Origin of the sequence: Anoxybacillus gonensis (assembly GCF_001187595.1) — a bacterium.
GTDB lineage: Bacteria > Bacillota > Bacilli > Bacillales > Anoxybacillaceae > Anoxybacillus > Anoxybacillus gonensis.
Map to the genome: position 1 here is coordinate 2,019,639 of NZ_CP012152.1, position 16,907 is coordinate 2,036,545.

General features: G+C 42.8%; 13 protein-coding genes and 1 other RNA gene. All 14 read right to left on the reverse strand.

Features of this window, described 5'->3' with window-relative positions; all coding sequences use genetic code 11:
- Positions 1–61: 61 nt before the first annotated feature.
- Entirely contained in the window at positions 62–2,695 is a 2,634-nt protein-coding gene (alaS, locus tag AFK25_RS10665) for an alanine--tRNA ligase (RefSeq protein ID WP_009361680.1), read from the reverse strand.
- A gap of 308 nt (positions 2,696–3,003) precedes the next feature.
- Entirely contained in the window at positions 3,004–4,068 is a 1,065-nt protein-coding gene (locus AFK25_RS10670; RefSeq protein ID WP_035067156.1) for an AI-2E family transporter, read from the reverse strand.
- A gap of 88 nt (positions 4,069–4,156) precedes the next feature.
- Positions 4,157–4,297, reverse strand: coding sequence for a YrzQ family protein (locus AFK25_RS14860; protein WP_081957758.1), 141 nt, complete (start codon positions 4,295–4,297; stop codon positions 4,157–4,159).
- Positions 4,298–4,307: 10 nt separating this feature from the next.
- Positions 4,308–4,499, reverse strand: coding sequence for a hypothetical protein (locus AFK25_RS10675; protein ID WP_009361683.1), 192 nt, complete (start codon positions 4,497–4,499; stop codon positions 4,308–4,310).
- Between the two features lie 101 nt (positions 4,500–4,600).
- A complete protein-coding gene (gene recD2 / locus AFK25_RS10680) occupies positions 4,601–6,955 on the reverse strand; it encodes an SF1B family DNA helicase RecD2 (RefSeq protein ID WP_019416816.1) in 2,355 nt (784 codons plus the stop codon).
- Positions 6,956–6,966: 11 nt separating this feature from the next.
- Positions 6,967–7,623, reverse strand: coding sequence for a tetratricopeptide repeat protein (locus tag AFK25_RS10685; RefSeq protein ID WP_009361685.1), 657 nt, complete (start codon positions 7,621–7,623; stop codon positions 6,967–6,969).
- 62 nt (positions 7,624–7,685) lie between these two features.
- Complete coding sequence (gene mnmA / locus AFK25_RS10690; protein ID WP_035067160.1) at positions 7,686–8,801, reverse strand: tRNA 2-thiouridine(34) synthase MnmA; 1,116 nt, start codon at positions 8,799–8,801, stop codon at positions 7,686–7,688.
- The gene (locus tag AFK25_RS10695; protein WP_035067163.1) at positions 8,798–9,943 is read right to left on the reverse strand and encodes a cysteine desulfurase family protein; all 1,146 of its coding nucleotides are present in this window, start codon (positions 9,941–9,943) and stop codon (positions 8,798–8,800) included. Before AFK25_RS10695 ends, mnmA begins: the two co-directional genes overlap by 4 nt.
- A 15-nt stretch (positions 9,944–9,958) precedes the next feature.
- The gene (gene cymR, locus AFK25_RS10700; protein WP_009361688.1) at positions 9,959–10,375 is read right to left on the reverse strand and encodes a cysteine metabolism transcriptional regulator CymR; all 417 of its coding nucleotides are present in this window, start codon (positions 10,373–10,375) and stop codon (positions 9,959–9,961) included.
- Between the two features lie 73 nt (positions 10,376–10,448).
- Positions 10,449–11,726, reverse strand: a complete 1,278-nt coding sequence (locus AFK25_RS10705; RefSeq protein WP_009361689.1) for a replication-associated recombination protein A — start codon at positions 11,724–11,726, stop codon at positions 10,449–10,451.
- An 11-nt stretch (positions 11,727–11,737) separates the two neighbouring features.
- Positions 11,738–12,547, reverse strand: coding sequence for a TetR/AcrR family transcriptional regulator (locus AFK25_RS10710; RefSeq protein WP_035067166.1), 810 nt, complete (start codon positions 12,545–12,547; stop codon positions 11,738–11,740).
- 76 nt (positions 12,548–12,623) lie between these two features.
- Entirely contained in the window at positions 12,624–15,683 is a 3,060-nt protein-coding gene (locus tag AFK25_RS10715) for an efflux RND transporter permease subunit (RefSeq protein ID WP_035067169.1), read from the reverse strand.
- Between the two features lie 144 nt (positions 15,684–15,827).
- The gene (locus tag AFK25_RS10720; protein ID WP_009361692.1) at positions 15,828–16,592 is read right to left on the reverse strand and encodes a tRNA threonylcarbamoyladenosine dehydratase; all 765 of its coding nucleotides are present in this window, start codon (positions 16,590–16,592) and stop codon (positions 15,828–15,830) included.
- A gap of 112 nt (positions 16,593–16,704) precedes the next feature.
- Positions 16,705–16,897, reverse strand: a non-coding RNA gene (ssrS, locus tag AFK25_RS14865) — 6S RNA.
- Between the last annotated feature and the right edge of the window lie 10 nt (positions 16,898–16,907).

Below are 16,907 nucleotides of genomic sequence, written 5' to 3' on the forward strand. Positions count from 1 at the left end.
ACGTTCCGAGAAATCTGGCATATCCATCCTTACATCCATTGTACACGATTTCCACCGTTTATTAAACAGATTTTACCCACTGCTCGACAAATTTCAATGCTTCGTCTACTTTATTCGCATCTTTTCCGCCTGCTTGTGCCATATCTGCTCGGCCACCGCCGCCGCCGCCGCAACGCGTCGCCACTTCTTTAATGAGTTTTCCAGCGTGATAACCGCGGTCGATTAAGTCGTTTGTGACACCAGCAATTAAGTTTACTTTATTTTGTTGTACAGAAGCAAGCACAATGATTGCTGATCCTAATTTTTGTTTTAAATCATCGACCATCGCACGTAAGCTGTTCATATCGGCGTTATTCACTTTGCTTACGACAAGTTGAACGCCATTGATTTCTTTTGCTTGATTAACTAAGTTTTCTGCTTCCATATGGCTTAAACGAGCAGCAAGCGATTCGTTTTCACGCTGCAATTCGCGCATGTCGTTCATGAGCGTATCAATGCGCATAAGCACATCTTTCGGGTTCGTTTTTAATTTTTCCGCTACTTCTTTTAACAAAGCAATTTGATCGTTCATTAAACGATACGCTGCTTTTCCTGTGACCGCTTCAATGCGGCGTGTACCTGCGCCAATGCCCGATTCAGAAACGATTTTAAACAAGCCGATTTCCGCTGTATTTGTGACATGGCAACCACCGCAAAGTTCTAAGCTATAATCGCCTACTTGCACAACGCGCACAATGTCACCGTATTTTTCGCCAAATAGCGCCATCGCCCCCATCGCTTTCGCTTCATCAAGCGGCTTATAGTCAATGTTGACAGGAAGATTGCGCCAAATTTGTTCGTTGACAATCGCTTCAATTTGTTCAAGTTCTTCTTGTTTCACTTGACCGAAATGAGTAAAGTCAAAACGTAAACGATCAGGTGCAACGAGAGAACCGGCTTGGTTCACATGCACGCCAAGCACATCTTTTAGCGCTTGATGTAATAAGTGTGTCGCTGTATGGTTTTTCACGATATCGACGCGCGCCGCTTCATCGACATGCGCTGTATATGTGCCGTTCGTTTGAATGACACCTTGTTCGACAACGATATGATGTAAATGTTGACCGTTTGGCGCTTTTTGTACGTCTTTGACATACGCTTTTCCTGTTTCTCCTTCGATCCAACCGCGGTCAGCAATTTGTCCACCGCTTTCTGCATAAAACGGCGTTTCACGTAAAATAACTTGTGCTTCTTCCCCTGCACGTACTTCATTAACAAGTTGACCGTCTTTTACGATGACTTCTACGACAGAAGAAACAGAAAGTTGTTCGTAGCCGACAAACGTACTTTCCACTTTAATGTCGCCTAATACGCCGCCTTGAACTTGCATCGAATCAACATCTTGACGCGCAGCACGTGCTCGCTCACGTTGACGATCCATTTCACGTTCAAAACCGTCGTGGTCGACTTTCATTCCTTCTTCGGCTGCATACTCTTCCGTTAATTCAACCGGGAATCCGTACGTATCGTACAAACGGAATACATCTTCGCCGCTAATCGTGTCGCTACCACGTTGTTTTTCTTTTTCGATGACGCTCGCTAAAATCGCAAGGCCTTCGTTTAACGTTTCATGGAAGCGCTCTTCTTCGTTTTTAATTACTTTTTGAATAAATTGTGCTTTTTCTTTCACTTCCGGATAATAGTCGACCATAATTTCGCCGACAACAGGAACGAGCTCATACATAAATGGACGTTGAATGTTTAATTGTTTTGCATAGCGAACCGCACGGCGCAATAAGCGACGCAAGACGTAACCGCGTCCTTCGTTTGATGGCAGCGCTCCGTCGCCAATGGCAAACGTGACTGTACGAATATGGTCGGCAATGACTTTAAATGCGACATCTTTTTCTGCATCGGTGCGATATGTTTCACCTGAAATTTGTTCCGTCGCCCGAATAATTGGCATAAATAAATCCGTATCGAAGTTTGTCGGCACGTCTTGTAAAATCGAGCACATCCGCTCTAGCCCCATGCCTGTATCAATGTTTTTCTTCGGAAGCGGCGTATACGTGCCGTCAGGGTTATGGTTAAATTGAGAAAAGACGAGGTTCCATACTTCTAAATAACGTTCGTTTTCTCCACCAGGATATAATTCAGGATCGTTCGGATCGTTACCAAATTGTTCCCCGCGATCGTAGAAAATTTCTGTATTTGGACCGCTTGGGCCTTCCCCGATATCCCAGAAGTTTCCTTCCAACCGAATAATTCGTTCTTCTGGCAAACCAATTTCGTTATGCCAAATGTCAAACGCTTCTTCATCTTCTGGATGAATCGTAACAGAAAGACGGTTTGGATCAAAGCCGATCCATTTTTCGCTCGTTAAAAACTCCCATGCCCAATGAATGGCTTCGCGCTTAAAATAGTCACCGATTGAAAAGTTTCCGAGCATTTCAAAAAACGTATGATGGCGCGCTGTTTTTCCAACGTTTTCAATATCGTTTGTGCGAATCGATTTTTGCGCATTACAAATGCGCGGGTTGTCCGGAATGACACGGCCATCAAAATATTTTTTTAACGTTGCGACACCGCTGTTAATCCATAACAAAGATGGGTCGTCAATTGGAATAAGCGATGCGCTCGGCTCAACTGCGTGACCTTTTTCTTTAAAAAAGTCTAAAAACATTTGACGTACTTGAGCAGATGTTAGCTTTTTCACGTTTCCTTCCTCCCTTAAAAATATAAAAAACTCCCATCCCTGCTCAGGGACGAGAGCTTGCTCGCGGTACCACCCTGTTTATGGACAAAACGTCCATCACCTCAACCGCCGTAACGTGGCTTCGTCGGCAGGGTTTGCCTGCACTCCGGATTAGCGTTCTGTTACCCTTCATCTGGAATTTCTTTCAGCCGCGGAAATTCCTCTCTGTGCGCCGAAAGCGCTTTAAGATGGACTGTAACATACTCGATCCTTCATCGTTTTTGTATGTATTACTCTTGTGAAAATTATAGACAAGCCCCTTTTTTTTGTCAATGCACCATTGTTTTCAACGTACGAATGTGCGTAAATGTCTCCTTTGCGATCGCAACAATTGGAACAGCGACAATTAAACCGAGCACTCCACCTATTTCTCCACCGACAAATAGCGAAAACATAATGATGAGCGGATGTAAATGTAAACTTTTCCCTACGATCAAAGGTGATAAAATGTTTCCCTCAATAAACTGTAATAAAAAAACGATGCCGACAGTAAGAAACAACATGTTTACTGACATCGTCGCGGCGATAATGGCGGCTGGAATCGCACCAATAATGGGGCCGAAATAAGGAATGACATTTGTCGCACCGACGATGATGCCAAGCAAAAGCGGATATTTCATGCCGATGAGCCAAAACGCAAGTGTGGCAGCCGTCCCGATCAATAAGCAAACAAACAATTGGCCACGAATATAGCCACCGAGCGTTCGATCGACGTCGCGCAAAAATTGAACACCTTGCTTTCGCCATCTTTTTGGTGTTAAATCCCACGCGGCTTTTTTAATCAGTTCCACATCTTTTAACATGTAAAAAGCGATAAACGGGATAATAAAAAAAATGATCACTCGATTAATAATCTGTTTCAGCCCGATAATCGCACCTGTGACCGCCTCGCTAATAAATGATTCCGCTTCCGCTATCATCGCCTCGATGCGTTGATGAACATCATAAGGCCACGTTGCCGTTTGTTCATGAATGGCATTCGTCCATTGTTCGTATGTGCGAACAAACATCGGCAAACTTTTATTTAAGTCTTCCAACTGAGCGATAAATAACGGTGTCCCTTTATAGACGGCAAAACCGATTCCTCCAAAAAATAAGGCGTAAATCGAAAGAATAGCAAGCGCCCTCGGCATGCCGCGTTGGTGAACGTATTCAACGACCGGATGCAATAAGTATGTAATAAACGCAGCGATGAAAAAAGGGGTCACAATTTTTATAAATAAGTGTAAAAACGGTAGCCATACGGACTTGAGCTTTACAATAAAATATAGGCAAACTAAAACGAATAACAATTTCGTGAAACGAACGAAAAAATGAAGATGTGAATGTTCCAAGATGATCCCTCCCTTTGTTTATAGTGTAGGGTGAAAAGAAAGATGTTATACAAAAAACGGCAACCTCAAATGAGATTGCCGTTTTTCGTCAAATAAATGGACGCAACATTTGTTTGCCGACTTTTCGCACGTTGCGCATATTCATGCCACCGTTTCGTTGCGCTAATTGATATGCGGCTACTCCTGCACCGATCGCAATTAAAGAAGCGATTGTTCGATTCATCGTCATTCTCCTTTCATTACGAAAACAATGTTCGTTCTTGTTCACTAAACAAATCGTCGAGCGAGCTAAGCGTCCCGTCTTCTTCAACTTGGTGCGTATGGATCATACCTTTTTGAACGGTTAGCTCAATAAAACAGTTCCAACAATAATACTGATTCACACCGATTTTCCCTAAATCTTTACTTTGACAATTCGGACACTTTAACATAAAAGGACACGCTCCTTTTTATTTTTTCTTCTATCTTTGTCATTTTTTTACGCAAACATACGTCACGGAAAGAAGGAGCGTGCGAATATGTGTGTCCGTCATTATGTTACGTCATTTTCCATAAAGTCATACGGGGTAACACCTTCCATTCCGATGTTCGCATCTTCCATCGGAAGCAGTTGTTGTTCAGGTGAAAGAGCAGCGATTAATTTTTCGTATAATGTCGTCTGTCTCGTTCCATCTTCTGTTCGCATCACTCCGAGTTGGAATGCTTCTTCTTCACCGCATAAAATTAAATATTGCTTACTGCGCGTAATCGCTGTGTATAATAAATTGCGCCGAAGCATACGATAATAGCTTTTTACAACAGGCAAAATGACGATCGGAAATTCACTTCCTTGGGATTTATGAATCGAACAACAATATGCATGCGTCACTTGATGCAACTCTTGTTTTGGGTACGTCACTTCATTCCCATCAAACGAAACGACGACAAGGTCTTGTTTTTCAACATTTTCGTTAGCGTAAAAAATAGCAACAATTTCACCAATGTCACCGTTAAATACGTTTTCGTCTGGCTGATTGACGAGTTGCAACACTTTGTCACCCACGCGATAAACAACATCACCAAAAACAAGTTCACGTTTATTGTCACATTTCGGATTAAATAGTTGTTGAAGCGTCTCGTTAAGCCGATCAATTCCTGCGTGGCCTCGATACATCGGCGCAAGCACTTGCACATCTTTTGCGCGATATCCTTTTTGTTTTGCATTTTCAGCAACTTTTTTTACGACGTCAACGACTTGTCCACTCGTACAACGAATAAATGAGCGATCTTTTTGTGGAGACGTCAAATCGTGAGGAATGTTTCCATCTTTAATTGCATGAGCAAGCGAAATAATGGATGAACCTTCTGCTTGACGATAAATGTCTGTTAGCCGAACGGTCGGAATGACGTTTGCGCGAAGCAAATCTTTTAACACTTGTCCCGGACCGACAGAAGGTAATTGGTCTTCGTCGCCAACGAAAATGACTTGCATCGTTGTTGGGACAGATTTTAATAACTGATTAGCTAACCATGTATCAACCATCGACATTTCATCAACGATTAATAGTTTTCCGCAAATCGGTTCATCTTCTCCACGCTGAAATCCGTCACCGCTCCAACCGAGCAAACGATGAATCGTCATCGCAGGCAATCCTGTCGATTCCGTCATGCGCTTCGCTGCACGTCCAGTTGGAGCAGCAAGCAAAATAGGGAATGGCTCTTCCGCATCATAGCTCGCCGGATCAAGCGATAGCCCATGCAATTTCGCAAACAAATGAACAATGCCGTTAATGACCGTCGTTTTTCCTGTGCCCGGTCCGCCCGTTAAAATAAATAAAGGGGAACAAAGTGCTTGTTGAATCGCTTCTTTTTGCTTTTGCGAGTATTGAATGTTTGCCTCTTCTTCCCATTCTCCAAGCGCAAGTAAAAATTCAGCTTCAGAAAACGTAGCCGTGCCCGTTTGCTCAAGCAGTCGCTTTACGTTTGACACAATGCCTTTTTCGGCAAAATATAGCGAAGGAATGTAAAAACGATCTTCTTCAGCGATTAACTTTCCTTCCTCAGATAAATGAACGATTTCGCGGGAAATACAAGCGATGTCGACGAGTTCTTGACGTTTCGCTTCTAGTAGTTGTTTCACTTCCGTAAGCAGTTGTTCATACGTCATGTAGACGTGCCCTTCTTGCATACAATGTTGTTCAATAACATATAAGCAACCTGCGCGAATACGATCAGGGTGATTGCCCGAAATGCCAAGCTGCAAACCGAGATCATCTGCTCGGCCAAATCCGATCCCTTCAACGTCTTCTACAAGCTGATACGGATTTGTGCGAATGATTTGTAACGTTTCATCTTTGTACACTTGATAAATTTTCATCGACAACTGCGGACCGAATCCGAATTGTGACAAGGCGATCATAATTTGTTCTAGCCCTTCATGTTCGCGCAACGTTTCATACAACTGCTTCGCTTTTGCTTTTGTCAATTTTGGTACGTTTGCAAGCACATCGGGGTCTTCTAATATTTTAGAAATGGCCCTCTCGCCTAACGTTTCTACGATGGCGGCGGCTGTTTTTTTTCCGATTCCTTTAAACATGCCACCTGATAAATATTGAATAACTCCTTCTTTTGTTTCAGGAAACTCTTTCCGAAAATGCTCGACAACATATTGTTTCCCGAATCGTGGATGTTCTTTAAACGAACCGAAAAACGTATATGTGTCATACTCTCCGAGCAAAGGGAAATAGCCTGTTACAACAACGTCTTTTTCTATATGCGCTTCATTTGTCTCTTCCACGCGTACACGAATGACAGAATATAAATTGTCTTCGTTATGAAAAATCGTGCCAATATGGACGCCTTTAATAAACGATCGCTCGTCTAAATCTAGCTGTTGTTGCAACGCCATCTCCCCCTTTTTTATTGTAACGCTCGTTCCATTAGCTTTTTCCCGTGTCCTGCAAGTAAATGATCCGGCTGAATAGCAAGCGCCTGTTCGAACATCGCATGGGCTGTTTGTGGATCGTCCTTATATGCGTATGCGACACCTAAATTGTAGTAAGCATCTGCATGTCGATTGTTTAATTGCACGGTGCGTTCAAAATAGGTCATCGCCTCATCCACAAACTGCAATTGTGCTAAACAAAGCCCAAGTTGAAACGTTGCTTCCACATCGCGCTCGTTTAGTTCTACGGCCCGTTGTAAATACGGCATCGCTAAACGCGGCTGCTCTAAGTACATAAGCGACATACCGAGCATAAAAAAGACATCGCCGTCTGTTAATCCAGCCTGAATAGCTCGTTCAAATTGTTCTTTCGCTCGTTCGAACTGTTGCTGGTTATAATAAATGGATCCGAGACCGTAATATGCTGTCGCTGCTTTTTCATCAAGTTCAAGCGCTTTTTTAAAAAAACGAATCGCTTTTTCTTCTTCTCCAACCGCTGCCAACACGTTCCCAAAATTAATGTAGCCAACAGGATCGTTCGGGTTTTGTTCAATTGCTTCATGAAAACATTTGACCGCTTCTTCATATTTACGTTGCTGCATATATTGAATGCCTTGTGCATTGTAATCCATTGATCTCACCTCATATGCATATTATAACAAAAAAGCCTTCAACTCGTCTGTCGAGTTGAAGGTTAGCCAACGTATGTGAGTCGATTGCCATCGCGAAATACTTGATCGATCGTACCGCCACCGAGACATTGTTCACCATGATAAAACACAACCGCTTGTCCCGGCGTCACTGCGCGCACGCGTTGGCTAAATGATACACGCGCTGTCGTCTCGTCAATCATTTCTACAGTAACTGGCACATCTGGTTGACGATAACGGAATTTCGCCGTACATGAAATCGGTTCGTGCGGCTTTCGATCACTTACCCAATTGACATTCGTCGCAATAATGGCATCCGAATAAAGCAATTCGTTATCAAATCCTTGTGCGACGTATAAAACATTTTCCTTTAAATTTTTTCCGACAACAAACCATGGCTCTCCGCTCCCGCCGATGCCAAGTCCGTGACGCTGTCCGATCGTATAATACATGAGCCCGTCATGCGTACCTTTTACTTCTCCATCGAGCGTTTGCATCTTGCCCGGTTGTGCAGGTAAATAATTGCTTAAAAACTGTTTAAAATTGCGTTCACCGATAAAACAAATGCCCGTGCTATCTTTTTTTCCTGCTGTTGCAAGCCCCGCCTCTTTTGCTATTTCACGCACTTGCGATTTTTGCAATTCTCCAATCGGAAACAGCACTTTCGATAATTGCGCTTGTCCGAGCTGATTTAAAAAGTACGTTTGATCTTTATTCGCATCTAATCCGCGCAACAATTGATATTCACCATCGCGATAAGCGACGCGCGCATAATGCCCTGTCGCTAAATAGTCGGCTCCAAGCGCCATCGCATGTTCTAAAAATGCTTTAAATTTAATTTCTTTATTGCACATGACATCTGGATTTGGCGTACGTCCTGCTTTATATTCTTCTAAAAAATACGTAAATACTTTCTCCCAATATTGCTTTTCGAAGTTGACGGCATAATATGGAATACCAATTTGGTTACATACACGCACGACATCTTCGTAATCTTCCGTCGCTGTACACACCCCGTTTTCATCTGTATCATCCCAGTTTTTCATAAAAATGCCAATCACATCGTATCCTTGTTGTTTTAACAATAGCGCTGCGACAGATGAGTCGACACCGCCAGACATTCCGACAACAACTCTTGCCATTCGTCTCCCTCCTTTCATGCTTTCGTTAGTCGCTTCACAATTTTTACAATGTCATAGGATGCTCGTTCTACTTGTTCCAACGTATTTCCATACCCAAAACTAAAACGAACAGATGAGCGAATGCGCTCCGATTCATTTCCGTACATCGCTACTAACACATGTGACGGATCAATCGAACCCGCTGTGCACGCCGAGCCGCTTGACGCGGCAATGCCTGCTAAATCTAAATTGACAAGCAATGCTTCCACATTTGTTCCGAAAAACGACACATTTAATACGTGTGGTAAACGATATGTTTCATGACCATTGATTGCGTAATGAATCCCTTCTTGTGCAAACGTCTTTAACATCACTTTTTGAAACTGTTCATATAACGCTCGTTTTTCAGCCATCGTTTGCTGAGCGATCTCTGCCGCTTTTTGCAATCCGACAATACCGGGTACGTTTTCTGTTCCTGCACGTCGTTTTCGTTCTTGTTCTCCTCCGTATATGTGCGGGGTAAGACGAACGCCTTCGCGTACATATAAAAAGCCGACTCCTTTTGGCCCGTTAATTTTATGGCTAGATACGGAAAGTAAATGAACGCCAAGCTCACGAACGTCCATCGGAACTAAACCGTACGCTTGAACGGCATCCGTATGAAAATAAGCCCCATGGTCACGAAGCAATTGCCCGATGTCATAAATCGGTTGCAAAACGCCCGTTTCATTGTTGCCAAACATCACAGATACGATAATCGTATCATCGCGCAACGCGCTTTTTAGCTGTTCAACCGAAATGATGCCATGCTCATCAACAGGTAAATACGTCACATCAAACCCTTGTTTTTGTAAATATTTGCACGTATTTAATACGGCATGATGCTCGACAGACGTTGTAATAATGTGGCGACCTTTATCGCGATTCGCCATCGCTACGCCCACCAACGCTAAATTATCCGCTTCTGTTCCGCCACTTGTAAAAATGATTTCGTTTCCTTTTGCTCCAATTGTTTTCGCGATTGTCTCCCTCGCCTCATCAAGCGCACGTCGACTTTCACGGCCGAACGAATGAATGCTTGATGGGTTCCCAAAATATGTCGTCATATACGGAATCATTGCCTCAACGACTTGTGGATGAACAGGAGACGTCGCTGCATGATCGAAATAAATGCGCTCCAAATATATTCTCCTTTCTTAAATGTAAAACATATATGCGTCACCGTGATCGTCAGTATGGCTTGCTAAATCTTCAAGCGTCGTGCTATCTAATACTTCTTTTACCGCATCGCGAATGCGCATCCATAATTCACGCTTCGCTGGCTCTTCGTCTTCTAGCTCTTCGACGACTTGCAACGGACCTTCTAACACACGAATGACATCGCCTGCCGTAATTTTCGACGGTTCATTTGCTAAAATATAGCCGCCATACGCTCCGCGAATGCTTTTCACTAAACCAGCGTTTCGCAATGGGGAAATGAGTTGTTCTAAATAATGTTCCGATAAATTGTTCATTTGAGCAATCGACTTTAATGAAATTGGCCCCTCTCCATATCGCTTAGCCAACTCAATCATAATCGTTAAGCCGTATCGACCTTTCGTAGATATTTTCAAACGAATCATCCCCTTATTTACTATCAAAAGAAACACAAGCCATTATAACATAAAAGTGCAGAACAAAGGAACGTTACTGCTTTTTTCGTTCATTGAGCCGCTCATAGACGGAAGCAAGCTGCTTTTCTTCTCCGTTTCGTTTCGGTTCATAATATCGCACACCGATTAAATCATCAGGCAAGTATTGTTGTGCCACCCAACCGTACGGATAATCGTGTGGATATTTATACCCTATTCCGCGTCCAAGATGTTTCGCGCCCGCATAGTGAGCGTCTTGTAAATGAAGCGGAATCGACTGTCCTTTTCCGCTTCGCACATCCGCAAGCGCTTGATCTAACGCTTCATATGCGCTATTGGATTTCGGTGATAAGCACATTTCAATCGTCACAACCGAAAGCGGAATGCGTGCTTCTGGCATCCCGAGACGCTCCGCTGCCTCTATTGCGCTCATGACCTTCACACCGATGAGCGGATTCGCCAATCCAATATCTTCATAAGCAATGACCGCAAGGCGACGGCACACTGCGGTCATGTCTCCTCCCTCAAGAAGCCGCGCTAAATAATGAAGCGCAGCATCTACGTCGCTGCCGCGAACACTTTTTTGCAAAGCTGAAAGTAAAGAATAGTACGTATCTCCTTGCTTATCATACGTCAACGCCCTTTTTTCTACGCAAAACGAAACGGTATGTGCATCAACAACCGCACGATGCTCGCCCTGTTTTGTTGCATATACCGCTTCTTCTAAAATCGTTAATGCGACGCGCGCATCCCCGTTTGCTCCTTCGGCAATGAGGGCAAGCGCCTCATCGCTAATGTCAATATGCCACTTTCCTAATCCGCGTTCACGATCCGTTAAAGCGCGATGCAATAACTCGATCGTCTTCTCTTTTGTTAATGGTTGTAATTGTTTCATTTGTCCTAAGCGGCTCCGCACAGCAGGGTTAATCGAATGAAACGGGTTTTCTGTCGTCGCCCCTATGAGCGTAATGAGTCCGTTTTCGACATGCGGCAATAAATAATCTTGTTGCGCTTTTGTAAACCGATGAATTTCATCAATAAATAAAATGACGTTCCCTTCAAAGCGGGCATCTGCCACTATTTCTTCGATTTCTTTTTTCCCTGCCGTCGTTGCATTTAACGCATAAAATGGACGTTGCATCGTTCCCGCAATCGCATAAGCGAGCGACGTTTTGCCAACGCCGGGTTGTCCGTAAAGTAAAAGGGATGGAACATATCCATTTTTAATCATTCGATATAATGCTGTATGTGGACCGATCACATCGTCTTGTCCGATCACTTCTTCGATCGTGCGTGGACGCATCCGATAGGCAAGCGGTTCTTGAGTAAACATCGTTTTTCACCTCACAACACAAGCGCCGCACGTAAGGCAGGAACGAACTGACGCATGTCGCTTTGTTGTAAATATAAAAGAAACGCTTCAACAATCGCTTTCCGCGGTTCCTCTCGTTCCATTTCTTCTTTCAATTGTTTCAACAATTCCATCGTATGATGATCACGTGCTTCCTCAACCATCTCATCAATAAGCAGAAGCGCGCGCGCTTTTTCTGCTTGTGCATCGTGCCGAATGAGCGGTATATCGTGCTGTAAACTATCGACAAGAGCGTCCAATCGCTCCATTAAAAAAGGGGCTAAACGTTGAAAAGAAAACGGTTGTTTTTCGAACAAAGCAAAAAATAAATATTCTTTTAACATGCCATTTAACATAATGGCACAATCAAGGACAAACGGACGAATACGTTCTCCGTACATATCGATGAATGACTGAATGTACCAATCAAATAAATGAGAACGGATGCGTAAAACGAGCGCATGAACGTCTTCACTTACTTTTTGCGCATGATCTCCCATATGCATTTGCACAATTTCTTTATGTTGTTCAAACGCTTCAATTTGTAAAGAAAGTTGCTTTAAAAATTTTTCACGCGCCGTCAACGAACGGTCTGAAGCAATGCGCGCAAATTGTTGAAACAACTGATCGTAATGATATTGAAAAATAGATAAAACAATCTCTTCTTTTGACTTAAAGTAGTTGTATAGCGACCCTTTCGCTAAATGGCTATGTTCAGCAATTTCTTGCATCGATGTCGCATGATACCCTTTTTCCGCAAACAATTTCATGGCGACTTCAATAATTTGCTCTTTTCTGCTCATTCGCCCTCATCCTTATTGTTTTCTCGTTTTATTATAACACAACAGGCTGACCGAATTTCAGCCAGCCTGTCACCGATTATACTCGACGTTCTTTTTTCGCTTGACGGAAGAAAAACAGTTCATACACAACAGGAACGAGAATTAGCGTCAACAATGTGGATGATGTCAATCCACCGATGACTGTAATCGCTAATCCTTTCGAAATGAGCGTTCCTGATGATTTCGTGAGCGCAAGCGGAATGAGTGCGGCAACTGTCGCAAATGCTGTCATTAAAATTGGGCGTAGCCGCGTTTTTCCTGCTTCAATTAACGCTTCGCGAATCACCATTCCTTTTTGTTCGCGATTTTGCCCGATGCGGTCAACGAGAACGATCGCATTCGTCGTGACAATTCCGATGAGCATGAGCAAACCGATCATGACGCTCACAGACATCGGCTCATTCGCAATAAATAAACCGAGCAATGAACCAATTGGGACGAATATGAGCGACGATAAAATGATAAACGGAATACGCGCTTTTCCAAACGTAATGAGCATTGTAATATATACGAGCCCAATGGCAACAGCCATCGCTAAGCCGAGCTGTTGGAACGTTTCAACCGTTTCATCGCTTCCGCCGCCCCCTTCAAGTGAGACGTCTTTTGGTAACTGTACGTCTTGTTTGACGCCATTAATGACGTCTTGTGTGACTTTTTGAATGTTATCGCCTACGATTTGAGCAGAGACGCGCGCAAATACTTTTCCGTCTAGTTTTTGAATCGATGTAAACGTATCTACTTCTTTTACGTCTGCTAACTGTTTGACTGGAACAGGGCCAAACTTTGTGAAAATAAGCGTGTTTTCTAGCTGTTCCATCGACGTCATTTGTTCGTTATATGACAATTGCACCGTCCGCTCTTCATCGTTAAGTTTTAACGTTCCCACTTGCACCGGACGAGTTTGATCAGCGATCGTACCAAGAATTTGGAAGCCAGAAACTCCGTATTGTGCTGCTTTTTGCGGATCAATGTTTACAATGACTTGCTTCTGTTTGTCTGCAAAGTTGTTTGTCACATATTTTAAATCGTCACGTTTTTTCAAATAAGACTCTACATCTTTTGCTGCTTGTTGTAATGCCGTTAAGTTTGTCGAGTATAAGTCAATGTTCACGTTATTGTTGGATGGCGGTCCACCAGATTGCAATTCTTGAACGCCAACTTTCGCCGCTTTCACTTCCGCTTGGGCAATGTCTTCCATTTCTTTTTCAAGCTCTTTAATAAATTGAGAAACGTTTACGTTCTCTTCTAACGTAATGAAATAGTTCGCTTGATTTTTTCGTTTTAAACCGCTTCGGAAGTCGCGCGTGCCAATTCCAGCAGTCACTTCTTTAATTTCTTTCTTCTCATCAAACATTTTCTCGACTTGGAGCGATACTTCATTCGTTTTTTCTAACGGCGTCGAAGAAGGAAGTTCGACGGCGGCGATGAGCGTTTTTTGTTCTTCGTTTGGAATAAATGTAAAGCCTAACTTCGGTACGATGGCAAATGAACTACCGAGCAATACAACAGACACGAACAACACCGTTTTTTTATGATCGAGCGCCCATTCAATCGCTTTGCCGTAAGCTCGTTGCAACGCTCCTTCTTTTTCTTCTGGCGGCACTTTTTTAAATGAGAATTTTGCTAAAATCGGAACGATCGTAATGGCAACAATAAGCGACATTAAAAGCGAAAATACGATCGTTAACGCAAATGGTAAGAAAAACTCACCTGTCACACCGCCAACAAGACCGAGCGGTAAAAAGACAACAACGGTCGTAATAGTCGATGATGTAATCGCCTTTAAAATTTCTTTTGTTGAATCTTCGACGAGTTCATCTGTCATTCCCGTCTTTGACTTGCGAACGCGACGGAAAATGTTTTCAATAACGACGATGCTATCATCTACGACACGTCCGACAGCAACCGCCATTCCCCCAAGCGTCATAATGTTTAAAGAAATATCCATTCGTTGTAAGAAAATCGATGCCACTAAGAGCGAAAGCGGAATAGAGACAATGGCAATAATTGTTGCGCGCACGTTACGTAAAAAGACGAGCACCGCGATAGATGCAAACAATGCTCCAAGCAATCCTTCACGCACAAGCGTTTCAACTGACTTTTTAATTCCCTCTGCTGAATCAAATCCGATCGCATAGTCGATTTTGTCTTTATATTTATCAAGCACGTTTAACACTTTTTCTGCCACTTCAACCGTATTCGCATCTTGCTTTTTTGTAATGGCCATCGACAGCGCTGCATTTAAATTGTAGCGCGTGATTTCGCCTTGTTCGGTAACCGGTTCAATTTTCGCGACATCTTTTAAAGTAATCGTTGTCGGCGCTTCTTGTCCGCTTGCTGGCGCACCTGGTGATGCGTTCATGATCGGAGAAGATAATGGTAAATTTTCAAGCTGTTCGATCGTTTCAATTTTTTGTTGAACGCGAATCGGAATTTGCACCGTTTCCGTTTGAACGTTTCCAGCTGGAAATGCTAAAAACTTTTCGTTAATTTGTTCTTTAATTTGCGTTAAGCTAAGCCCGTATTGCAATGCTTTTTGTTTGTCTACTGTAATTTGAATGAATTTTTCTTCCATTCCGCCGACGGAAATCGAGTTAATTCCATTAATCTTTTTTAACTCTGGAATAATTGTTTCATCTAATAGTTGCTGTACGTTCGTATCTCCTTTAGCAAATAGAGAAATATTATAAATTGGGAACGTACCGAATGAGAAGCGATTCACTTTCGTTTGCACGTTTTCTGGCAAATTTGCTTCTTTCATCAGCGATTCAACTTGTTGCTCAACTTTTTCCATATCGGTGTTAAACGGAAATTCTAAATTGACAATGGCGATGCTTTCAAATGACGAACTTTGAAGCTTCTTTACTCCTTCAATTGCTTTAAACTTTTCTTCTAGCTTCGCTGTCACTTGTTCATTCATATCTTCTGGTGAAGCACCCGGATAAATGACTTCCACAGACAATTGTGGAAACTCAATGTTTGGAAGTAAATCTACTTTTAAAGAAGAAAATGAATATAATCCGCCTAATATAAGTAAAAATGAAATGATAAATACGGCGACTGCGTTTTTTAAACTAAACCTCGTCAAAAAATTCATCCCGCTCTTCCTTTCTTTCTTGAAATATGACCAGTTGGTCGTTTTATTACGACCGAACAGTCACACTTTCACTATAATTCAATTCTTTTTCATTTGCAACTAATAATGTGCGACAAGAAAAGCGCAAAGGATTTCCCCTTGCGCTTACTGTTGATCAACACGTTGGATCGGGATGTCTTTTAATAATTGTTGCACGACATATGCTGCCATGATGAGGCCAGCGACAGATGGAACGAACGCATTCGACGACGGCGGCATTTTCGCCTTCCGAATCGTCGCCTCATCGTTTCCTACTTCTTTTCGCACATCTTCGCGAATGACGATTGGACTTTCATCTGAAAAAACAACCGTGATGCCTTTTTTAATTCCTTCTTTTCGTAATTTTGTACGAATCACTTTCGCAATCGGATCTGTATGTGTTTTTGAAATATCCGCAATGCGGAAACGAGTCGGATCCATTTTATTTGCAGCACCCATGCTCGAAATAATTGGAATATTGCGTTCTAAACATTGTTTCATTAAATGAATTTTATATGAAATCGTATCTGATGCATCAATGACATAGTCAATATCGTACGAAAAAATTTGTTCATACGTCTCTTCCGTATAAAACATTTTTAATGCAATGACTTCGCACGCTGGGTTAATGTCAGCGATCCGCTCTTTCATCACTTCCACTTTCGGACGTCCGACAGTTGATAGCAACGCGTGAATTTGGCGATTGACATTTGTAATATCAATATCGTCTTTATCGATTAAAATGAGGCGTCCAACGCCTGAGCGAGCGAGCGCTTCTACCGCAAACGATCCGACACCGCCAATGCCAAGAACAGCCACTGTACTTTCACTTAATCGTTTTAACCCTTCTTTCCCGATCGCTAATTCGTTACGAGAAAATTGATGTAACATATTGTTCCTCCCATATGTAAGTATTTCAATCGGATATACATGCATTATGGCACAAAAAAAGCCCCAACGTAAAGCATGTTCTTTACGTTAAGGCTTTATTCGTTTTTGTTTCTTAAGTCCCAATCGTGCCGTCGCTGATGGCCTTTGTTTTGAACCCGCTCTCTCACAGGTGGGTGCCCTGTTTCAAGCTTATGTACGTCCTCTTTATGTAAATGAGGCATGTACGCCACTCGAAAACCCGGGCTCCCGTATCACACATTGTTCGGTCAAAACAATAGGTGATACGACAAACACATCAGGACTTGTTGTTACTTG